18 protein-coding genes and 1 pseudogene are annotated in these 21,529 nt (G+C 63.7%); 11 read left to right on the top strand and 8 right to left on the bottom strand.

The features are described from left to right. Positions 1-5: 5 nt before the first annotated feature. Positions 6-1,388: an MFS transporter gene (locus XH91_RS25060; protein WP_128953063.1), complete on the bottom strand. Its 1,383-nt coding sequence runs from the start codon at positions 1,386-1,388 to the stop codon at positions 6-8. 694 nt (positions 1,389-2,082) lie between these two features. Between XH91_RS25060 and XH91_RS25065 the strand changes: the two genes are divergently transcribed. After that, a complete protein-coding gene (locus XH91_RS25065) occupies positions 2,083-2,922 on the top strand; it encodes a formate/nitrite transporter family protein (RefSeq protein WP_128953064.1) in 840 nt (279 codons plus the stop codon). Between the two features lie 85 nt (positions 2,923-3,007). Continuing rightward, positions 3,008-4,741 carry a bifunctional protein-serine/threonine kinase/phosphatase gene (locus tag XH91_RS25070; protein WP_164933788.1) on the top strand — a complete coding sequence of 578 codons (1,734 nt, stop codon included), beginning with the start codon at positions 3,008-3,010 and terminating at the stop codon, positions 4,739-4,741. Positions 4,742-4,756: 15 nt separating this feature from the next. On the opposite strand, the gene XH91_RS25075 is transcribed toward XH91_RS25070, so the two are convergent. After that, positions 4,757-5,674: an intradiol ring-cleavage dioxygenase gene (locus XH91_RS25075; RefSeq protein WP_128953066.1), complete on the bottom strand. Its 918-nt coding sequence runs from the start codon at positions 5,672-5,674 to the stop codon at positions 4,757-4,759. A gap of 159 nt (positions 5,675-5,833) precedes the next feature. Between XH91_RS25075 and XH91_RS25080 the strand changes: the two genes are divergently transcribed. Continuing rightward, positions 5,834-7,108: a serine hydrolase domain-containing protein gene (locus XH91_RS25080; protein ID WP_128953067.1), complete on the top strand. Its 1,275-nt coding sequence runs from the start codon at positions 5,834-5,836 to the stop codon at positions 7,106-7,108. Between the two features lie 157 nt (positions 7,109-7,265). On the opposite strand, the gene XH91_RS25085 is transcribed toward XH91_RS25080, so the two are convergent. Further along, on the bottom strand, positions 7,266-7,499 hold the full coding sequence (locus tag XH91_RS25085) for a hypothetical protein (protein ID WP_128953068.1): 234 nt from the start codon (positions 7,497-7,499) through the stop codon (positions 7,266-7,268). A gap of 137 nt (positions 7,500-7,636) precedes the next feature. On the opposite strand from XH91_RS25085, the gene XH91_RS25090 reads away from it, so the two are divergent. Both XH91_RS25090 and XH91_RS25095 read left to right on the top strand, forming a co-directional pair. Beyond that, positions 7,637-7,978: a DUF1236 domain-containing protein gene (locus XH91_RS25090; RefSeq protein WP_128953069.1), complete on the top strand. Its 342-nt coding sequence runs from the start codon at positions 7,637-7,639 to the stop codon at positions 7,976-7,978. A 355-nt stretch (positions 7,979-8,333) separates the two neighbouring features. Next, positions 8,334-9,791 (top strand): sensor histidine kinase, encoded by a 1,458-nt coding sequence (locus XH91_RS25095; RefSeq protein WP_128954985.1) that lies wholly within the window; start codon positions 8,334-8,336, stop codon positions 9,789-9,791. Positions 9,792-9,826: 35 nt separating this feature from the next. On the opposite strand, the gene XH91_RS25100 is transcribed toward XH91_RS25095, so the two are convergent. After that, positions 9,827-10,558, bottom strand: a complete 732-nt coding sequence (locus XH91_RS25100; RefSeq protein ID WP_128953070.1) for a cytochrome c biogenesis CcdA family protein — start codon at positions 10,556-10,558, stop codon at positions 9,827-9,829. Between the two features lie 208 nt (positions 10,559-10,766). After that, on the bottom strand, positions 10,767-11,033 hold the full coding sequence (locus tag XH91_RS25105) for a hypothetical protein (protein WP_128953071.1): 267 nt from the start codon (positions 11,031-11,033) through the stop codon (positions 10,767-10,769). A gap of 489 nt (positions 11,034-11,522) precedes the next feature. On the opposite strand from XH91_RS25105, the gene XH91_RS25115 reads away from it, so the two are divergent. From XH91_RS25115 to XH91_RS25135, 5 genes and pseudogenes are all read left to right on the top strand, one after another. Continuing rightward, positions 11,523-12,572 (top strand): LysR family transcriptional regulator, encoded by a 1,050-nt coding sequence (locus XH91_RS25115; protein WP_128953072.1) that lies wholly within the window; start codon positions 11,523-11,525, stop codon positions 12,570-12,572. A 29-nt stretch (positions 12,573-12,601) separates the two neighbouring features. Next, complete coding sequence (locus XH91_RS25120; RefSeq protein ID WP_020608151.1) at positions 12,602-12,973, top strand: helix-turn-helix domain-containing protein; 372 nt, start codon at positions 12,602-12,604, stop codon at positions 12,971-12,973. A gap of 422 nt (positions 12,974-13,395) precedes the next feature. After that, complete coding sequence (locus tag XH91_RS25125) at positions 13,396-14,751, top strand: L,D-transpeptidase family protein (protein ID WP_128953073.1); 1,356 nt, start codon at positions 13,396-13,398, stop codon at positions 14,749-14,751. Between the two features lie 109 nt (positions 14,752-14,860). Beyond that, positions 14,861-15,633 (top strand): annotated as a pseudogene (locus XH91_RS25130) (enoyl-CoA hydratase). A gap of 264 nt (positions 15,634-15,897) precedes the next feature. Continuing rightward, the gene (locus XH91_RS25135; RefSeq protein ID WP_128953074.1) at positions 15,898-16,176 is read left to right on the top strand and encodes a hypothetical protein; all 279 of its coding nucleotides are present in this window, start codon (positions 15,898-15,900) and stop codon (positions 16,174-16,176) included. A gap of 42 nt (positions 16,177-16,218) precedes the next feature. Here the strand turns inward: XH91_RS25135 and XH91_RS25140 are convergent, their stop codons facing one another. The 3 genes from XH91_RS25140 to XH91_RS25150 form a co-directional block, all read right to left on the bottom strand. Next, positions 16,219-17,298, bottom strand: a complete 1,080-nt coding sequence (locus tag XH91_RS25140; protein WP_128953075.1) for an isocitrate/isopropylmalate dehydrogenase family protein — start codon at positions 17,296-17,298, stop codon at positions 16,219-16,221. A gap of 127 nt (positions 17,299-17,425) precedes the next feature. Continuing rightward, on the bottom strand, positions 17,426-18,493 hold the full coding sequence (locus XH91_RS25145) for an alcohol dehydrogenase (protein ID WP_128953076.1): 1,068 nt from the start codon (positions 18,491-18,493) through the stop codon (positions 17,426-17,428). Between the two features lie 75 nt (positions 18,494-18,568). Beyond that, positions 18,569-19,765, bottom strand: a complete 1,197-nt coding sequence (locus tag XH91_RS25150; protein ID WP_128953077.1) for a CaiB/BaiF CoA transferase family protein — start codon at positions 19,763-19,765, stop codon at positions 18,569-18,571. 225 nt (positions 19,766-19,990) lie between these two features. Between XH91_RS25150 and glgA the strand changes: the two genes are divergently transcribed. After that, a complete protein-coding gene (gene glgA, locus XH91_RS25155) occupies positions 19,991-21,379 on the top strand; it encodes a glycogen synthase GlgA (protein ID WP_245470846.1) in 1,389 nt (462 codons plus the stop codon). The last annotated feature ends 150 nt before the right edge of the window (positions 21,380-21,529 follow it).

Here is a 21,529-nt window from a genome sequence, read left to right on the forward strand (position 1 = left end):
CATGCTCACACGCGCGCTTCGGCAAGGCTTGGCGCGCCTTCGGCCTGCGAGCTGCGACGCAGGTAGAACCACCAGGTCAGCCCCAGGCAGAGGGCGTAGAATGCGAGGAAGATCGCAAGTGCGAGCTGCGGACCGCCGGTCGCAGCGATCGACTTGCCGAAGCTGCTCGGGATCAGATAGCCGCCGACGGCACCGACCGCGCCGATGAAGCCGACCGCCGCACCGCTCTCGATGCTCGCAGTCTTCAATGCCATCGCGCGCGCCGCATCGCCCTTGCCGCGCACCTTGAACAGGTTCTCCTCGCGGAAGATCGAGGGGATCATGCGGTAGGTCGAACCGTTGCCGATGCCAGTCGTCAGGAACAGGATCAGGAACATCGACAGGAAACCGGTGAAGTCCTTCTGCCCGACGAAGTACAGCACGCCGATCGTGGCTGCCGCCATCGCGATGAAGTTCCAGAAGGTGATGATCGAGCCGCCGACCTTGTCGGCGAGCCAGCCGCCGAACGGACGCGACAGCGAGCCGACCAGCGGACCGAGGAACGCGATCGAGATCGTCACCGTCGGAAACTGGGTCTTGATCAGCAGCGGAAACGCGGCGGAGTAGCCGATGAAGGAGCCGAACGTTCCGATGTAGATGAAGGCCATGATCCAGGTGTGCTTGCGCTTGACGATCGCGAGCTGGTTCTTCACCGACGACTTGGCCGAGGTCAGGTTGTTCATGAAGAACACCGCGCCGAACACCGCGAGCGCGATCGGCAGCACCCACATCAGGCCCGCGTTCTGCAGATAGACACCGCCGACCGGCGTCGCCTGGAACAGGTTGATGGCGCCAACGGTCATCAGGATCGGGGTCAGCAACTGCACGCTGGAGACGCCGATGTTGCCGCCGGCGGCATTGAGACCCAGCGCCGAGCCCTTCATCCGGTCCGGGAAGAAGAACGAGATGTTGGTCATGCTGGAGGCGAAATTGCCGCCGCCGAGGCCCGCCGTCGAAGCGATCAGCAGCATCAGCCAGAACGGCGTCTCGGGCTGGCTCACGAAGTAGGCGAGCGACAGCGTCGGAATGAACAGGATCGCAGCGCTGAAGATGGTCCAGTTGCGACCGCCGAACGTCGTCACCGCAAACGTATAGGGGAAGCGCATCAAGGCGCCGATCAGGCCGGGGACGGCCACGAGCTGGAACAGCTCATCGGTCGAGTAGTGGAAACCTGCCTGCGGCAGCTTGGTCGCGACGATGCTCCAGATCAGCCACACGGAGAAGCCGATATGCTCGGCCACGATCGACCAGATCAGGTTACGCCGGGCGATGGTCTTGCCCGTCGCATTCCAGAATGCCTCATCCTCCGGTCTCCAGTCTGAGATCCAGGTCGGATTGTCTTCCCTCATTGGAAAATCCCTTTCACTAGGAAGGCGCGACACCGACAAATCGCGGACGCAAAGAGGCACGCTCGGGGAGAGCCCCGATTGGGCGGTGTCACAGATTGGTTGATTGCTTGTGACGGCGTCGATGGCGTCAGATCCGGTAATTCAAACCTTGTGCCAACGGCAGCAATCGACAAAACTCAATATAAAACAGCGACTTAAATTGACTGATGAATCTTTAGGCGAGCCTATAATTGCATCAAACTTCGGCTTCTCGCTCAATTCTTGAATGCCGATTCGCCTGTTGATTGTGCGTCGCACAAGAGTTGTGCAGGCGCCCGCTTTTTCGCCATAGCCCCGATTTGGCGGCCCCGCGCGAGCAAATTCGCGTGGAGCAATCCCCAGCAAACCTGGCGCTGAACCCCGCCCAGACGGCCGACCCAGGCCACCGCCCCATTGGCACATCGATTGCTTCATGTCGTGCAGGTCAACGATGACTGCAGTGCGCCCGGGGCATCGCGCTTCCGACGGCCATGGGGATAGCGAAGCCTGTTCGCCGGACCGCCGGGGGCGCGGTCATCGTGACGCTATCCCAGTGCATGCCGACATCGCGCAGGTCGCGCGTTCCTGCCCCGCGGGATGCGGTTCATCGGGGTGACCAGGGCGCGATCCGGCAACGGGCGCGCCTCAAGGGTTCACACGCACAAAGGAACTGACGATGTCGTATCTCGCGCCTTCGGAATTCGTCACCAAGATGGTGGACGCTGGGGAATCCAAGATCTTCATGTCCACCCGGGATACGGTCATCCGCGCCTACATGGCCGGCGCCATCCTGGCGCTTGCGGCATGGTTCGCCGTGACCATCAACGTCAATACCGGCCAGCCGATCGTTGGCGCGCTGCTGTTTCCGGTCGGCTTCTGCATGCTCTATCTGCTGGGCTTCGACCTTCTGACCGGCGTCTTCGTGCTCTCCCCGCTCGCCCTGCTCGACAAGCGGCCCGGCGTCACGCTCGGCGGCGTCCTGCGCAACTGGGGTCTCGTCTTCATCGGCAATTTCGGCGGCGCGCTGACCGTGGCCTTCATGATGGCGTTCGTGACGACCTTCGGCTTCACCCAGGACCCGGACAAGGTCGGCACCGCGATCGGCAATATCGGCGAAGGCCGTACCCTTGGCTATGCCGCACACGGCGCCGCCGGCATGGCGACGCTGTTCATCCGCGGCATGCTCTGCAACTGGATGGTCTCGACCGGCGTCGTCGGCGCGATGATCTCGACCACTGTCCCGGGCAAGGTCATCGCGATGTGGATGCCGATCCTGGTGTTCTTCTACATGGTGTTCGAGCACTCGGTGGTGAACATGTTCCTGTTCCCGTCGGGGCTGATGCTGCACGCCAAGTTCTCGATCCTGGATTATTTCATCTGGAACGAGATCCCGACCGTGCTGGGCAACCTCGTCGGCGGCCTCGCCTTCACCGGCCTCACCCTCTACACCACGCATGTGCTGACCAAGCCCAAGCGTGAGGTCGCGGCGAAGAGCCAGCCGCGCGCAGCGGCCTGAGCGATCGCTATTCAAACGAGAGAGTGTCGTCCGACAAGGGAGCTTTGCCTGCTAAGGTGAGGCTCCCTTTGCATTGGTGGCGAGGATGGGCCGGGGCTTGCAAATCTCGATCGGGCAGCACTCCGACAAGGGGCGCAAGCCGGTCAACCAGGACTTCCACGGCGCGCTGATCCCGATCGAGCCGCTGCTGAGCCTGAAGGGCATCGCCGTCGTGCTGGCCGACGGCATCTCGAGCAGCGCGGTGAGCCAGGTGGCGAGCGAGTCGGCGGTCAAGAGCTTCCTGACCGACTATTACTGCACCTCCGAATCCTGGACGGTGAAGAATTCGGCGCGGCGCGTCCTGGAAGCGACCAACTCCTGGCTGCACGCGGAAACGCGGCGCAGCCAATATGCCTACGATCGCGACAAGGGCTACGTCTGCACCTTCACGGCCATGGTCGTCAAATCGACCATGGCCCACATCTTTCACGTCGGCGATTGCCGGATCTACCGCGTCGCCGGCAAGGCCCTCGAGCAGCTCACCGACGATCACCGGATCATCGTCTCGTCCGAGCAGACCTATCTCGGCCGCGCGCTCGGGATCAATCCGCAAATCGAAATCGATTATCAGGCCCTACAGGTCGAACCAGGCGACATTTTCCTGCTGGCAACGGACGGCGCCTACGAATTCGTCGATCATCGATTCGTCACGAGCACCCTCGCGGCCTCCGCCGCCGATCTCGACGCGGCCGCGCAAACCATCGTCGAGGAAGCCTACCGGCGCGGCAGCGACGACAACATCACCGTGCAGATCCTGCGCATCGACGGGGTGCCGCTGGCGGGCTCGGCCGATATTTTCGGTGGCACGGCCGAGCTGCCGCTGCCGCCCCTGCTGGAGCCGCGCGCCTTGTTCGACGGCTACCGCATCGTCCGCGAAGTGCATGCCTCCAGCCGCAGCCACATCTACCTCGCCGTCGACACCGAGACCGGGGAGATGGTCGCGCTGAAGATTCCGTCGATCGATCTGCGCGACGACCCGGCCTATCTGAGGCGCTTCCTGATGGAGGAGTGGATCGCGCGCCGGATCGACAGCCCCCACGTCCTGAAACCGTGCTCCCGGTCCAGGCGGCGCAACTACCTCTACGTCGCAACCGAGTTCATCGAGGGGCAGACGCTGAGGCAGTGGATGCTGGACAATCCGCGACCCGACCTCGAGACCGTGCGCAGCATCGTCGACCAGGTCGCGGCGGGCCTGCGCGCCTTCCATCGCATGGAAATGCTGCATCAGGATTTGAGGCCCGACAACATCCTAATCGACAAGACCGGCACGGCAAAGATCATCGACTTCGGAGCGGTCAAGGTCGCCGGCGTCGTCGAGGCAGCGCCCAATCCTGATGATGCCGAGATCCTCGGCACGGTTCAGTACACCGCACCGGAATATTTTCTCGGTGAAGGCGGCTCGCCGCGATCGGACATGTTCTCGCTGGCAAGCGTCTGCTACCAGATGCTGACCGGAGAGCTACCTTACGGCGCTCAGATCGCGCGGATCAAAGGACGGTCGGATGCCTGGAAGCTCAGGTATCGCCCGGCCAGCCACGACGACCGTGCCGTCCCCGTCTGGATCGACGGTGCGCTGCGCAGGGCGCTGCATCCCGATCCCAACAAGCGCCACGAGGACCTGTTCGAATTCACCTACGAACTCAGGAACCCTAACCCAGCCTATCTCGGCACGCCGACCACGCCCCTGATCGAGCGCAATCCGCTGCTGTTCTGGAAGCTGACAACGGTGACGCTGGCCTGCGCCGTCGTCGCGTTACTCGCCCTGTTGCACGCCCGCTAGCATCGCCGGCGCCGATCAGGCCGGCTCAGCCGCCTTCGTCCCCAGCGGCTTCGGCGCGATGCCTCCGCCCGGCTTGAGGTGGAACTCGTAGCTCATCAGATGCCACTGCCCGTTGGCCTTGCCGCCGTCGGGCATCTCGGGCTCGTTGCGCGGCTCGACCTTGGCGACGAGGTCGTCCTTGACGCCGAACACCACGTCGGAATCGAGATATTTATCGCCCTCCATGAAGACGTGGGTGATCAGCGGCTCGTAGCCCTTGGCATTGACCAGGAAGTGCACGTGCGCCGGGCGCATCGGATGGCGCTTGGTCTGCACGATCATCTCGCCCACCGGCCCGTCCGTCGGGATAGGATAGCTGCACGGCAAGATCGTGCGGAAGAAGAAGCGGCCGTCGCTGTCGGTGATGAAGCGCGCCCGCGCGGAGGCACCGACCTCGTCGTAATTGGCCTTCTGGGAATCGTAGAAGCCGTCATCGTCGGCGTGCCAGACATCGACCGGGACGTTCGCGAGCGGTTTGCCGTGGAGATCGGTGACCCGGCTCTGCACGAACATCCGCTCGCCCGTGAGATTGTTCGGCGAGATGTCGGTGCCGTGGGCGGTAACCTTGTGCTCGCCGACGTAGAACGGGCCGAGCACCGTGGTCTGCGTCGCGCCGTCGCGGTCGCGATGGTTGACCGCGTCGACCAGCATGGAGACGCCGAGCACGTCGGAGAGCAGGATGAACTCCTGGCGGGTGTCGGTGCATTTCTGGCCGGTGCGCGTGAGAAAGTCGATGGCGTATTCCCACTCCTCGAAGGTGAGACCGGTCTTGCTCACGTAATCGTGCAGCGACTTCACCAATTCCTGGAGCAGGAATTTTGCACGCGGATCCGGTGTGTTGTCGAAGCTTTTGACGACGGCTTCGGTGAGTTCGGTCTCGTTGAACTGGGTCATGGTGCGTTGCCCTGGATTTTCTCGTTGGCCCGGCTGGCTTTTTGGCGGCTTTCCAAGCAGAGCCTACACCAATCTCCGGCCTCGCGTTAAGCGCGTCCCGCTTGGAATAAGGTCCTCATTTCGGCTATCAACGTCTGACAAAATTGCCCGGAGGAACTGATGCTCGCCCCTACCCCCGCCTCGCCCGAATCCGTGGGCATGTCCAAGGCCGCGCTCGACCGCGTCGATGCCCATCTGAAGGCCAGGTACATCGATGCCGGCCGATTTCCGGGCACGCATCTCCTGGTCTATCGCCGCGGCAAGGTCGCCCACAGCTCCGTCCAGGGCTTTGCCGATGTCGAGCGCAAGGCGCCGGTCAAGGACGACACCATCTACCGCATCTATTCCATGACCAAGCCGCTCACCAGCATCGCCTTCATGATGCTGGTCGAGCAGGGCCTGGTCGCGATCGACGAGCCGGTCGCAAAGTACATTCCGGAATGGAAGAATCTCGGCGTGTTCGTCGCCGGCACCTGGCCCAACTTCCTGAGCCGGCCGCCGTCCCGGCCGATGCTGATCGTCGACCTGCTCCGGCATACGTCCGGGCTGACCTATGGCTTCCAGCAGCGCTCCAACGTCGATGCCGCCTATCGCGCCGAGAAGATCGGCGAGGTCGAGAAGTCGGGCACGCTCCAGGGCATGATCGAGAGCCTCGCAAAGATCCCGCTCGAGTTCTCGCCGGGCGAGTCCTGGAACTACTCGGTCGCGACCGACGTGCTCGGCTACCTCGTCGGCAAGATCTCAGGCGTGCCTTTCGAGCAGTTTCTGAGGCAACGCATCCTCGATCCGCTCGGCATGACCGACACTGATTTCCACGTCCCGGCCTCGAAGGCGCATCGCTTTGCCGCCTGCTACAACGCCGATCCCGGCGGCGGATTCACCATGCATGCCGGCCAGCGCCGCGAGGGCCTGACGCTCCAGGACGACCCGACCAAAAGCTCGTTCCTGACGCCCCCCTCCTTCATTTCGGGGGGCGGCGGGCTCTGCTCGACCGTGGCGGATTATCTCACCTTCTGCCGTGCGCTGCTCAATGGCGGCGAGCTTGGCGGTGTCAGACTGATCGGTCCGAAGACGCTTGCCCTGATGACGACCAATCACATTCCGGGCGGACAGGCGCTGCCGGAAGTCTCGCGCTCGCTGTTCTCGGAAGCGACCTACAACGGCATCGGCTTTGGTCTCGGTTTTGCGGTGACCATGCGCCCCGCGGAGACGCTGATCGCCGGCAGCCCCGGCGAATACAATTGGGGCGGCGCGGCCACGACCTCGTTCTGGATCGACCCCGCCGAGGAGCTGATCACCATCTTCATGACCCAGGTGCTGCCGTCGAGCGCCTACCCGATCCGGCGCGAACTACGCAGCCTGGTCTACGCCGCAATCACCGAGAGCAATCTCTGACGTTCCCAACATGTGTTGCAACGGGCTTTGCGAGCATCGCAAAGCCCGTTGCCTTTGTGCTCAGCTTAGTGGAAATGGCCGATCAGATAGACGCCGCCGCCGATCACCAGCACGGCCGGCACGGCCCACAAAATCAAGACTGGCATGTGCCTCCTCCTCAGTTTGACGTGCAGACCTTGACGGTCTTCATGCCGCTCTCGGCCTCGGTGCGCGATTTGTAGATCGTGCCCGACGGGCTGACGACGGTCGTGGTCGTGTCGGTCGGCTTCTTGTCGACGACCGTGCATTTCTTGGTCTTGACGTCCTGCACGACGTAGAACTCGTCGGCCGCGAACGCCGGCAAAGAAAACGCGGCGATCATGACTGCCGCTGTTGCGATCCTCAGCTTCATTCTCTCCTCCTCCAATTTCCGGACGTTCCGTGCCCGGTCGATTCACGAACGGGAAAAACTGGCAATTTGTTCCTATCCGACGGGAACGTCGCTTTCGGTGAGATGTTGGTGCGGCGCTTGTTATCGAGGAGGACGACATGAAGAAGCTATTCCTGCTTTCCGCAGCAGCGCTGATGATCTCGACCGGCGCGTTCGCGCAATCGACCGTGGTGACCACGACCGGAACCGGCCATGCGACGGTTCAAATCGAGCCGCAATACCGGACGCGAATCAGAACCTACGTCACCGAGCATCACCTGCGACCGGTGGCGACGAAGGAAAAGATCATCGTCGGCGCACAGGTTCCAAGCGATGTCGAGTTGGAGGCGGTCCCGACAGATTGGGGTCCGTCGCTCACGCAATATCGCTACGTCTACTCCGGCGATCGTGTCATGCTGGTGGATCCCGGCACGCGCATGGTCGTGCAGGAAGTCGATTGAGACCTGACGAACCAGCGGTCGCCGCGACGGGGTCGCCGCGACGGCGGCCGCCATCCCGGAGTTGATCTCATGACACCGCATCGAGAAGCCCGGATCGCTGGGATTAGCTTGGCTGCCGTGTACGCCATGTGCCTGCTGCTCACAGCCATCAGCATGAGCTGAGCCGCGAGCGGCTGCACTGCAAAGTTCCCGAGACGCCTGTCTCCAGGGAAATACGAAAATCGTGGCGCCGGGCAAGTCCTGCCCGTATGGTTTGACAAAATCATAATCTGGCGCAGCTGCGCTGGAATCGGGACGCCCGCGTTTGTCAAAGCTCACCCTGCCGGTCCGGCTCGCTCTCTTGGTCACGGGAACGATGTTGCCGTTGATCGTCTTCGCGGTCGGTCTCGCTTATTCCAACTACCGCCAGGACCGCAGCGAGGCGACGCGACGGGTGCTCGAGACGGTGCGAAGCATGCGCCTCGTGCTCGACTCGGAGGTGCAGCGGATGACGGGCGCGCTGCAAGTTCTCGCGCTCAGCGATTCCCTGCGCAACGGAGACTTCGACGGCTTCCGCCGATTGGCCGTCGGCTTCATCAGCCAATATGGCGAAGACAGCATTCTGCTGCTGGCCGACAGGTCTGGGCGCCAGCTGTTCTCGACGGTCACGACCGAAACGGCAAACCTGCCTCTGCGCAACAACCACGAGATCGTCGAGCGGGTCTTCGCGAGCAAGACCCCGCAATATTCCGATCTGTTCATCGGCTCGACCAAGAAGCGGCCCATTGTGACCGTCGAAGTGCCTGTGCTGCGCAATGGTGAAGTCGTCTATTCGCTTTCGTTCAGTCCGCCCATCGGGACATTCCAGAAACTCGTCGAACAACAGCGGCCGAACGATCGATGGACCGTATCGCTGCTGGACGCTAAAGGCTTCGTGTTTGCCCGGACTCCCAACCCGACCGAGACCTTCGGCAAGAGAGCCTCGGGCGCACTGTACGATAGCATGTCGCGCACCTCGGAAGCTTCCCTCTCGACCGTTTCGCTCGACGGCATCGCCCTGTCCTCCGCCTATACCCGATCGCATCTGACCGGCTGGACGGTCGTCGCCGGCGTCGCCGAGAACTCGCTGATCGCCCCGCTCTGGCGCAACATCGCGATCACGAGCCTGATCGGCGGCGTGCTGTTGCTGATCGGCCTCACCTTCGCCGTCAGGATGGCGACCACGATCGCGCGCGGCGAGATGCTGCACAATCTGTTGATCGATGAGCTCAACCATCGCGTCAAGAACACGCTGGCCCTGATGCAGGCGATCGCGGTGCAGACATTTCGCAGCGCCAGCCGCGACGAACGGACCAAATTCGAGGGACGCCTCAGTGCGCTCGCCGAAGCGCACAATCTGCTCAGTCAGGAGAAATGGGCGGGCTCGGAGCTGCGGGACGTGATCGCGCGCGCGCTCCAGCCGTTCCTGCTGGCCAATCCCGACCGCATCCGCATGACCGGGCCCGCGGTACCGCTGTCGCCGCGGCTTGCCGTCGTGCTGTCGATGATCGTGCACGAGATCGCCACCAACGCCGCGAAGTACGGCGCACTCTCCAACGAGACCGGCCGGGTGACGCTGGACTGGGAGGTCATCGCCGATGCACCGAAGCCGCGGCTGCGGCTGATCTGGACCGAGAGCGGCGGCCCCCCGGTGACGGAGCCGGTGCGGCGCGGCTTCGGCTCGCGCCTGATCGAGCGCAGCGCGCGCGACCAGCTCGGCGGCGAGGCAACCGTCGACTTCCTGCCACGCGGCGTCGTCTGCACGGTGGTCTGCGCGCTGGACGAGACGCGGTGAGCGGGCGCATCGGAAGCGCCGTCGTCGCGGAAGTCCTACCCGATCGTCTGCAGCGCCGGGAACGTCTCCAGCAGCCAGATGCTGACATTCGAGACCGCACCGGTGAGGAAGCCGACGCCGGTGATGATCATCAGCACGCCCATGGCACGCTCGACATTGACGAGGTGGCCCTTCATGCGCGCGAACAGTTTTGAAAACTGCTCGATCATCAGCGCCGCGATCAGGAACGGAATTCCGAGGCCCGCCGAATAGACCGCGAGCAGCCCTGCGCCCTTCGTCACCGTCGTCTCGGTCGCCGCGATCGACAGGATCGCGGCGAGGATCGGACCGATGCACGGCGTCCAGCCGAACGCGAAGGCCAACCCCATGATATAGGCGCCCCAGAGCCCGACCGGCTTCGGGATCGGGAGCCGGCCTTCACGCATCAAGAAGCCGATGCGTGTCAGCCCGAGGAAGTGCAGGCCCATCAGGATGATGACGACGCCGGCAAGGATCGACAATTCCGCCGACCAGGCGCGGATCAGGGAGCCGATCAGCGAGGCGCTGGCGCCGAGCGCCACGAACACCGTGGAGAAGCCGAGCACGAACAGCAGCGCCGACATCATGATCGCGCGCTTCGAAGCGGCAGTCGGTTCGTCGCTCTCGACGTGCTCGATCGTGGCGCCGGTGAGATAGATCAGATAGGGCGGGACCAGGGGCAGGACGCAGGGCGAGAGGAAGCTGACGAGACCGGCAATCATCGCCGCGGGAATCGAAACATTTTGCATGATGCAATCAGAACCATCCGCGACCGCCAAGCTGCGCGCGGGGAATGCGCGCGGGGCCGGCGCCGCACCGGCTCTGGTGTAGCCGATGGCGGGGAATGCGCAACAGAGGCGCGATCAAACCAGGGCTCCTCCCGATGCCCTCTGTGATCACAGATGCGGCATCGGGACGCGCACAAATCTCGCCAAAAAGCGAGATTCGGCGGCGTGGCTACTTCACCACGCGGAGCAGCGGACGCCGGGGCTGGTCCTGCGTCTGCTTGGAGGGGGGCAGCGGCTCGCTGGCAGCGCTCCGCAACATTTCGTCGCACAGGGCCTTGAGGTCGGCGCTGTCAATTCCTTTGAGCTTCATCCTGACATCGAGGATGACGATCGAGAGCAACTCGGCCGACTCACGGCTGTTGCTCTCGTTCAGAACCTTGCGGCACTCCTCGAGCGTTTCGAGCACCGACTGCAATTGTTCGTCTGTATGCGACACCGGCGTTCTTTCCGTTATTTCGGGCTGCGAGACGTGCTTGAAACGATGCCCTCGGCCCCCAAAGCGCGCGAAGGATAGCACGAGGAATCCGAGCCCTCGAATACGATTTCAATGTGTTTCTGCGTCGAAACTGCGGTTCCCGACGGCATTGCTCGGCGGCGCAAGTCTGAACGGCCAAGCAAGTCGGAACGGTCGAAGATGAAACGCTTGGCGAGGTATGATCGATCCATTTCACGGGAACGCGCGTCGGCTCTCACGCCGTCCTGAGGTCCACATGGACCCGGCAATCCCGCAGCCACAGCAAGGCTCGCAACGGAACGCACAACTACCCCTCTTCCGAGCAACAATTTGCCCGATTCCCAACGCTAGCAACACTCCAATACCATATCGGGCGCGGTAAGTATGGCGTTCAAAACTCACCGTTCCCCAACCCGTCGTGGTTGTGGTTTGCGCTAGATTCTGCCAGTTTAGCGGTCCGAAGGGACTTGTATGCACTCCTTGGCGGAAAGGGGCGTTCCTCTGGAGGAACGCCTAAAAACCAATATCAGCGGCCTGTCCGATTGGGACGCGGCCCGCATTTTCCTGGAAGTCGTTCGATGCGGCAGTTTCCGCTCGGCGGCCGAACGCTTGTCGTTGTCGATCAACGCTGTCCGGCGCCGAATCGATGATTTCGAGCGCCAGACCGGCACGACGCTTTTTACCCGTGACGTCCACGGCACCCATCTGACCGATGAAGGCGCGATGGTGGTGTCCGCCGTCGAACGCATGGAGGCGGCGGCCTTCGACGTGCTGCGCACCAGCGATTCCGCCGCCAACGCCCTCACCGGCGAGGTCCGCGTCGCCGTCACCGAAGGATTGGGGACGTTCTGGCTCGCTCCGCGGCTGGTCGAATTCCAGCAGGCCTATCCGAATGTGCTGGTCGATTTGCATTGCGCGATGCGGTCGGCCGACGTCAGCAGGCACGAGGCCGACGTCGCCATCCACCTGTCGCGGCCCTCGGCCCTCGACGTCAAGCTGGTGCGGCTCGGCCGCATGCATCTGATGTTCTGGGCCTCCGAAAAATACCTTGAGAAATACGGCACGCCGCGCTCGGCCCACGAATTGGTCAAGCACCGCCTGGTGCTGCAATTCGCCGACCAGCTCGCCGCCAAGGAAACCTTTGAGAGCTTCTTCCCGGGCGTTCAGGAACGTGACCTCCTGGTCATGAAGACCAACGTCTCAAGCGCCAACTACTGGGCGGTCGCGAACGGCGCCGGGATCGGTGTCTTCCCGAGTTATGCCATTGCGCTTGGCGGGAAGTTGATTCCACTGGAGGTCGAATTGAACCGACCGCTGGATATCTGGTTGTCCTACCATCCCGGTAGCGGCCGGATTCCCCGCGTGCGGCACATGATTGACTGGCTGATCGATGCTTTCAATCCGGCTCGCTTCCCGTGGTTTAAGGAGGAATTCGTGCATCCGCATGAATTCAAGGACTCGTATATGGGCGAACCCCTGACCCAGCTCTTCGGGGGATTTTCAACCGAAGAACAAAGGTGAAAACTAAAATGAAAGCAGCGGCGAAGAGAATGAAGCAGCGCAGTGCCGGCAAGCCGGACATCGAGCTTGGCAAGCGGATTCGCTTGCGGCGCGTCGAGATGAAGATCTCGCAGGCTGAGCTCGGCGAAAAGCTCGGCGTGAGCTTCCAGCAGGTGCAGAAATACGAGAAGGGCGTCAATCGCGTCGGCGCGGCTCGGCTTCAGCAGATCGCCTCCGCCCTCGACGTGCCCGTGACCTTCTTCTATGACGGCGACAACAAGGCTCGCGAAGTCGAAAGCCTCCTGTTCCTGGATTCGGCTTTCAGCCTCCGCCTGCTGCGCGCCTACAGCAAGATCAAGGATCAGACGGTGCAGCGTCAGCTCGTCTCGCTGATGGAATCGATCGCAGCGAACGAAAGCTGAGCCGACCTGCGGTCTGGCCTGCATGGCCGATGTTCAATCCGCCACGTCACGGGGGCGTGGCCGGATTGGACTGGACTGACGGACCCGATCTGACGGGATCGGATCTGGCCTGCGCGCGGTCTGCGTGCGGTCACGGTTTTTCGGGGCGGCCTCGCCGCCCCATTTTTTCTGGCATTTTCATCGGCAATCGGCGGCCATTGATCGCTGATTTCGCGAACCCGTGCCCAGCCTGCTGCGACCAAGTCGAGAGCCCCCGCGCTGAACGCGCGGGGGCCCGATGTGCCGCGCTTAATGGGACCGCAACCCTGATGCCCTAGCGTGCCGCCGATTTCAGCGAATCGGCGCCAGGCCGCGTGGGCTGACGGGACGCGCCGATGCGAGCGCCCGTTGCGGGCCTCGTCCTCATGGGGAAAACCAGACAAATGTCGAAACGCCATGCCGTGATCATTGCCGTGAATCTGTTCGCGACGGGCCTGCTCGCCAGCGCGTCCGCGCAGTCCGAGACCACGGGCCAGGCCGGCCCCAAACCTGCCGCCCCGTCCGGTGCAGTGCCGGCAACCGCCAACCCGGCTCATGCCGCCGCGCCGAAAGCCGCAGTCGCCCCGGCGTCGACCGCCGAGAGCCGCTCCGCCGCGGCGCTCGCGCTGACGCATGAGCCGACCTTTGACGAGGGCACCGCCCAGCGTATCAAGGACGCGGCGCTGAGCTATTCCGACCTCGCAGTGCGCGGCGGCTGGCCGACGATCCCCGCGGACGCCAAATTCGCGCTCGGCGTCCGGGGCGCCAATGACGATCTCCTGCGCAAACGACTGATCCTCACCGGTGACCTCGCGGCCGACAAGGCGAGCGGCGCCTTCGACCAGGATCTGGCGGACGGCGTGAAACGCTTCCAGGCCCGCCACGGTCTTGCGCCGACCGGCCTGATGACGCCGCGTACGCTCGCGGCGATGAACGTCCCCGTGCAGAAGCGCATCCGCCAGCTCGAGGCCTCGCTCGAGCGGCTCGAGAACACGAATTTCTCCTTCGGCCCGCGCTATGTCGTGGTCAACATTCCCGCTGCCTTTGCCGAAGCGGTCGAGAACGACGTCGTGGTGCGCCGCTATCGCGTCATCGTCGGCAAGACCGAAAAACCCTCGCCGACGCTGACGGCCCAGATCACCGGCGTAGTGCTCAACCCGACCTGGACGGTGCCGTCCTCGATCGCCAAGACCGAGATCTCCGCGCATATGCGCAAGGACCCGACCTACCTGTCGCGCATGCACATGGAGGTGCTCGACGCCCACGACAATCCGATCGATCCGCATTCGGTCGACTGGTCGGGCACGCACACGCCGAACTTCACGGTGCGCCAGCAGAACGGCAGCTTCAACGCGCTCGGCGCGGTGAAGATCGACATGCCGAACTCCTATTCGGTCTACATGCACGACACCAACCAGCGCAGCCTGTTCAGCGACGACTACCGCTTCGATTCCCACGGCTGCTCCCGCGTCGACAATGTGCGCGATCTCGCCGCCTGGCTGCTCAAGGACCAGCCGACATGGACCCGCGCCGCGATTGACGCGGAGATCGCCACCGGCCAGCACCAGGAAGTCGCCATGGCCAGGAAGGTGCCGGTGGCCTGGGTCTATCTCACGGCCTGGATGACGAAGGACCAGACCATCCAGTTCCGCAGCGACGTCTATAACCAGGACGAGCAGCTGCTGGAAGCGACCGCGGAAGAGGCGGCGTTCTTCAGCAATGCCGGCAACCATCCGCTGACCGCGCATATGGCGCAGTAGGCATGCAATCGCAGCACGGGCGGATGCGGATTCCCCTGCCCTGCTGCGATTGACCCGGGCCTCGGCCTGACAGCACATTGCGCCTCGCCAAACGACAAGCGAGCGCGCGATGCCTGATCTGTCCCAACACACTCCCTACGCCGACGGCAAGATCCTCAAGCAGGTGACCGACGGCGTCGGAATCATCACCTTCAACAATCCCGATAAGCGCAACGCGATGTCGCTGGAGATGTGGGAGGGATTTGGCGAGGCGCTGACGGCGTTGCGCGACGACGATACGGTGCGCGTCGTGATCCTGCGCGGAGCCGGCGGCAAGGCGTTCGTGTCGGGTGCCGACATCAGCCAGTTCGAGAAGGTCAGGCACAATGCGGCGGCGTCCGAGGAATACGGCAAACGCAGCGCCGCCCAGCGCGCGCTGCTCGCCGACTACCCCAAGCCGACGATTGCCTGCATCCAGGGCTTCTGCCTCGGCGGCGGCATGCAGGTCGCGATGCTCGCCGACATCCGCATCGCCGCGCCTATGGCTATGACGGCTTGAAGCACCTGGTGTCGCTGGTTGGCCCGTCCTGGGCGCGGCTTTTGATGTACACCGGCATGCGCATCGATTCCACCGAGGCGCTGCGCATCGGCCTCGTCGAACGCGTGATCCCTGACGACCAGCTCTGGGGCGAGACCATGGCCATCGCGCTGACGATTTCGCAGAACGCGCCGCTTGCGATCAAGGCCGCCAAGATCACCATCGCCGAGGTGCTGAAAGACGAAAGCGCACGCGACATCGGCGCGATCAAGGCGATCGGCGCCGCCTGCATGGACAGCGCCGATTTCCGCGAAGGCCGCCAGGCCTTCATGGAAAAGCGCAAGCCACAGTTCCAGGGGAAGTGATCGCTCGGGTCGTTAAGAGCGCACCATTCTCGCCTCCGTCATTGCGAGGAGCCCTTGCGACGAAGCAATCCAGAACCCTTCCGCAGAGAAGATCCTGGATTGCTTCGCTGCGCTCGCAATGACGAGGTGGAGAGATCATGCGCACAAGGAACTCCAACCAACCTGAACTTTCATTCAGGAAGATTAAATTCCTCGGCCGGTTGGCCGCGATAGCAACCAGTCGATCCACCAAAAGTTCTCCCGCCACCAACGAGGGAGATCGCGATGAAACTCAAACTTGCCGTTCTTGGTCTGGCTGCGCTCGGCAGCGTCGCGCTGGCGTCGGGACAAGCGCTGGCGGCGATGCCGAACGGCATTCCGCAGGCCGATCAGGTCGCCGGCGGTCCGGCCGCGCATGTCGATCAGGTACGCATGGTCTGCAACGCCTGGGGCCGCTGCTGGTGGCGTCCGAACTATTACGGCGCCTATGGCTATTACGGCCCGCGCCGGTTTTACGGTGCGCGTCCGTGGGGCTGGGGCCATCGCCACTGGCGCCGCTGGTAAATGACGAAGGGGCCGCAAGGCCCCTTTTTCCGATCGCCCTTGCTATAGCGCGCCCAGCACCGCCTTCGTGATATCAGCCGTGCCGTTGCTGCCGCCGAACTCCATCGGCTTGAGACCGCCGGCATAGACCTGATCCACCGCGCGCTCGATTCGTTCGCCGGCTTCCACCGCGCTCTCGATACCGTGCTTGTCGGCGAGCCAGTCCAGCATCATCGCCGCCGACAGGATCATGCCGGTGGGATTGGCCTTGCCCTGCCCCATGATGTCGGGCGCCGTGCCGTGGCAGGGCTGGAATACCGCGTATTTGTCGCCGATGTCGGCCGACGGCGCCATGCCGAGGCCGCCGATCAGGCTCGCGGTGATGTCGGAGACGATGTCGCCGAACATGTTCTCCATCACCATCACGTCGAAATCCCAGGGACGCTTGACCAGCATCGCCGCACAGGCATCGACATAGAGCCGATCGGTCGTCACGTCAGGATGCTTCTTGGCGATCTCGTCGAAGATACCGCGGAAGAACGCAAAGGCCTTGAACACGTTCGCCTTGTCGACACAGGCGAGGCTTCCCGGCCTGCCACGCGCCTTGCGCCGCTCGGCCAGCCGAAACGAGAACTCGAACAGCCGCTCGGACGTCCGGCGCGTGATCACCATGGTCTCGCGCGCATCGTCATGCGTAACGACGCCCTTGCCCATCGAGGCGAACAGACCCTCGGTGGACTCGCGGATCACGACGAGATCGATGCCCCGCTTGTCGGCACCGACGATCGGGCTCGGCACGCCCGGGATCAGGCGTGCGGGCCGCACGCCGGCATAGAGATCGAAGATGAAGCGCAGCTCGATCTGCGGCGCGATCTCGGTATTGTCAGGATAGCGCACCGACGGCAGGCCGCAGGCCCCGAGCAGGATGGCGTCGGCCTCCTCGCACAGCTTGATGGTCGTATCGGGCATCGACTTGCCGGTGGCGAGATAATTGTTGGCGCCGGCGGGCGCCTCGGTGAAGCGGAAGCTGAGGCCCGACTTCGTCTCGATCTTGCGCAGCACCTCGAGTGCGGGCGCCATGACTTCGGGACCGATGCCGTCACCGGCGAGCACGGCAATGTGGAAGGCGTTGTTTGCGGACATTCAGAAGCCTCAAGGAAGGGAGTCAGCCACGTCGTCGTTGCGAGCGCAGCAAAGCAATCCAGAACTATTTGCGGAGACAATCTGGATTGCTTCGCTGCGCTCGCAATGACGGTTGAGAGAGTCGTTACTATGGCGTCAGCACCGTGCGCCCGACCACCGCGCCCTGCTGCAACTGCACCAGCGCGTCGTTGGCCTTGCTGAGCGGCGCCGTCGTTACCGGGATCGGCGGGATCTTCTTGGCCCGCACGAGGTCGAGCAGCTCCTGCGTCTCGCGCAGGTTGCCGACATAGCTGCCCTGGATCGTCACGGCCTTGATCGGAATCAGCGGCAGCGCCCAGGTCGCGCCGCCGCCGAACAGACCGACGATGACGAGCTTGCCGCCCTTGGTGAGGCAGTCGAAGCCGAGCTGAGTCGTTGCGGCATTGCCGACGAGGTCGATCACGGCGCGGATCGGGCCGCCCGCCTTCTTGGCCAACTGCTCCAGCGCATCCGGGGCCTTGGGATCGACCGTTGCGAGCGCGCCGGCCTTCTCGGCGGCTTCGCGTTTCCTGGCGTCGATGTCGACCATGATCGCGCCCTTGCCGCCCATCGCCTTCAGCAGCGACAGCGCCATCAGGCCAAGGCCGCCGGCGCCGAACATCACGATCGGTGTGTCAAAATGCTGCTCGACCTTCTTCAGCGCGCTGAAGGTGGTGACGCCCGAGCAGGCATAGGGCGCAGCCGAAGCAGGATCGAGCCCCTTCAGGTTGAGCAGATAGCGCGGATGCGGCACCAGCATGTGATCGGAATAGCCGCCGTCGCAATAGACGCCGAGCGAGCGCGGCGTCAGGCACATGTTCTCGTCGCCGGCGAGGCACGTCGCACACTTGCCGCAGCCGATCCAGGGATAGACCAGGCCGACATCGCCAAGCCTGAGATCGCCCTGGTCGGTCGGCTTCACGTCGGGGCCGAACGCCAGGACTTCGCCGACGGTCTCGTGGCCCATGGTCAGCGGCAGATTGATGCCGCGGTCTTTCAGCGACAGCGGCTTGCGGCCATGGCCGAGATCGTAGCCGCCCTCCCAGATGTGGAGGTCGCTGTGGCAGACGCCGGCGGCCTTGACCTTGATCAGCACCTGCGTGCCCGTGGGCTGCGGCGTCGCCTCGTCGAACTCCTGCAGCGGCGCCTTGAAATCGGCGACCTTGAAACTCTTCATGGCGTTCTCCCGGCATGCTTGTTGCCACGCCACCATGCCATGGGCGGCGGGGCGAGACAAACGCGAGACCGGCCTTCAGCCTTGCGCAACGGTTCTGCCTGACGGAATTGTCGCATCATTGGGGATGCCAATCTCGTTGCGAAGTTCGTCCGTATGCTCGCCAAGCGCCGCGATCGTCTTGCTCGGCCTCGTGTCGGCGCCCGTCATCCGGAAGGGCAGATTAAGGACCTTGAACGAGCCGCCGCCATCCTCCACGGACGAAAGCGCCTGCCGGTGCGCGAGCTGCGGATCATCGAGGGCTTCCTTGATGCTGCGATAGGCCGAGGCCGGCACGCCGGCGGCGCTCAAGGCCACGAGGCATGCATCCGTCGTAAGCCGCTTCGACCAGGTCTCAACGGCATCCATCATGTCGGCCCAATGCTCGCGCCGCGGGGCATAAGACGAGAAGCGCGGATCGGATATCCATTCGGGGCGGCCGATCACGCCCATCAAAGCCTGAAAGATCTTCTCGCTGGCCACCGTGATCATGACGTAACCATTGGCCGTCTCGGTCGGGCCGAACATCGGCCGCGGCGGCGCCTTGATCGAAAATTGCGAGCTCTGCAATTCGATGACCGTCAGCGTGAGCATCGACTCCAGCATGGAGACATCGATGTGCTGGCCGAGCCCGGTCACGCTGCGCTGATAGAGCGCAGATGCGATCGCGCCGAAACCGTAGGTGCCGGTGACGACATCGGCATGGTAGATGCCGCAATAGTCCGGCCTGTTGCGGCCGGGCTGGTAGGCAAGATGCGCCATGTCGTAGCCGGAGGCCGCATGGATCACCGGTGCGTAGGCCGGCAGCTCGGCGGAGGGACCGGTCTGGCCGTAACCCGAGATCGAGCAGTAGATCAGCCTGGGATTGACCGGGCGGAGGCTGTCATCGTCAAGCCGCAGCCGGCGCATCACGCCCGGACGAAAATTCTCGACCAGGATGTCTGCGGTCGCGACCAGACGCCGCACCGCCTCCCGTCCGTCCTCGGATTTGAGGTCGAGCACCACGCTCTTCTTGCCGACATTGAGCTGGCCGAACACGGTGCTGTGGCCGTTGCGCAGCGGCGGCCGCGTCCGCATCGTCTCGCCCTCGTCGGTCTCGATCTTGATGACCTCGGCACCCATGTCGGCCAGCATCCGCGCGCAATGGGGACCGGCGATGGTGGTCGAAAAATCCAGGACCCTGAGCCCTGCGAAGGCCTTTGTCGTCGTCCCCTCATGCTTATCTGCTAGCTGCATGCGTGCCCCTGCCGAGTCCTCGAGTCCATTAGGAACTATCGTTCTTCTCTCTTGTTGGTGCGCCGACCCTAGATGGCGGCGCCTGAGTAGGAAAGTCTTTACCGAACAGGTGCGTCTCGCGGGGGGCTTGAGATTACCAGGGGTAACTGGACCCGATCTTGCATAGCAGCAATCGGGATCGGAAGAGGGCATCAGTTCTTGAGGGTCTTATTCGTTACGACAGAGATGGACGACTTTGTCCGCGTCGGCGGGCTTGGTGCCGTTTCCGCTGCACTTCCGAGAGCGCTCCGGCCCTTCGCCGATATCCGGATCATGCTGCCCGGCTATCGCGACATCATCGAGCAACTCACGCATATTCAGATCGTTGGACGCTGCCCGGCATTTGCGGAGATGCCGGCTTGCTCGCTTGGACGGGCCGCGACCAAGGACGGAATGCCGGTCTATGTGCTGTTGTGCTCACAGCTCTACGATCGTCCCGGCAACCCCTATGGTGACGAGTCGGGGCGCGACTGGCCCGATAACGACATCCGCTTCGCGCGCTTTGCTTCGGCTGCCGCTGAGCTTGCCATGGGCAAGCTGGACAAGAATTGGGCAGCAGACCTGATCCATGCCAATGACTGGCAGGCCGCGCTCGTGCCGGCCTACCTCGCCTGGCAGGGCGCCAAGCTGCCGTCGATCCTGACCATCCACAACCTCGCCTATCAGGGTCTCTTCCCAAAGGAGGCGCTGCGGCGGATCGGCGTCCCCGAAAGCTCCTTCCACATCGACGGCGTCGAGTTCTACGACCAGCTCTCCTTTCTCAAGGCAGGCCTGGTCTACGCCTCGCACCTCACCACCGTCAGCGGCACCTATGCGCGCGAGATCACGACCGAGGAATTCGGCTGCGGCCTCGAAGGCCTCTTGCGCGTCCGTTCGGATGCGTCCGAGCTCACCGGCATCCTCAACGGCATCGACGAGAGCTGGGACCCGCGCTCCTGCGCCCAGCTCGCCCAACAATTCGGCGCCGGCGACTGGGTCGGCAAGAAGGCCAATGCGGACTACGTGCGCAAGCAGTTCGGCCTGGCGGTCTCGCGCGGGCCGATGTTCGGCATCGTCGCGCGCCTCGTGCACCAGAAGGGCATCGACCTCGTGCTGTCGGCCGCCGACGAGATCATCGACGCCGGCGGACAGATCGTTGTCACCGGCTCCGGTGAGCCGGCACTCGAGCAGGCGCTGATCGACGCGCATCGCCGCCGCCCCGACGCCATCGGCGTTGCGATCGGCTTCAACGACGCGCAGGCCCGCCGCATCTTCGCCGGCAGCGATTTCACCTTGATGCCGTCACGGTTCGAGCCGTGCGGCCTCAGCCAGATGTACGCCCAGCGCTTCGGCTCGCTGCCGATCGGCCACCAGACCGGCGGCCTCGCCGAGACCATCACCGACGGCGAGACCGGCTTCCTGTTCTCACGCCCCTCGCACGAGTCCTTCCTCGGCGGCGTGCGCCGCGCCTTCGAGGCGTTCATGGCCCAGGACCAGCTCGACACCATGCGCCGCAGTGCCATGGGCCGGTCGTTCTCGTGGAGCATCTCGGCGGGAAGCTACAGCAAGCTGTATCGGAAGCTGGCGACGGCGTGAGGCCGCCCATTCTCTCGTGCCCCGGACGCAGCGCAACGTCTCTTCGACGGTGCGCTGCTGAGTCGGGGCCCATGACGCGACGGAGTTCGTGGCTCCTGGGTCCCGGCTCTGCGCAGCAGCGCTACGCGCTGCAGCTTGTCCGGGACACGG

Origin of the sequence: Bradyrhizobium guangzhouense, assembly GCF_004114955.1 — a bacterium.
Classification (GTDB): Bacteria; Pseudomonadota; Alphaproteobacteria; order Rhizobiales; family Xanthobacteraceae; genus Bradyrhizobium; species Bradyrhizobium guangzhouense.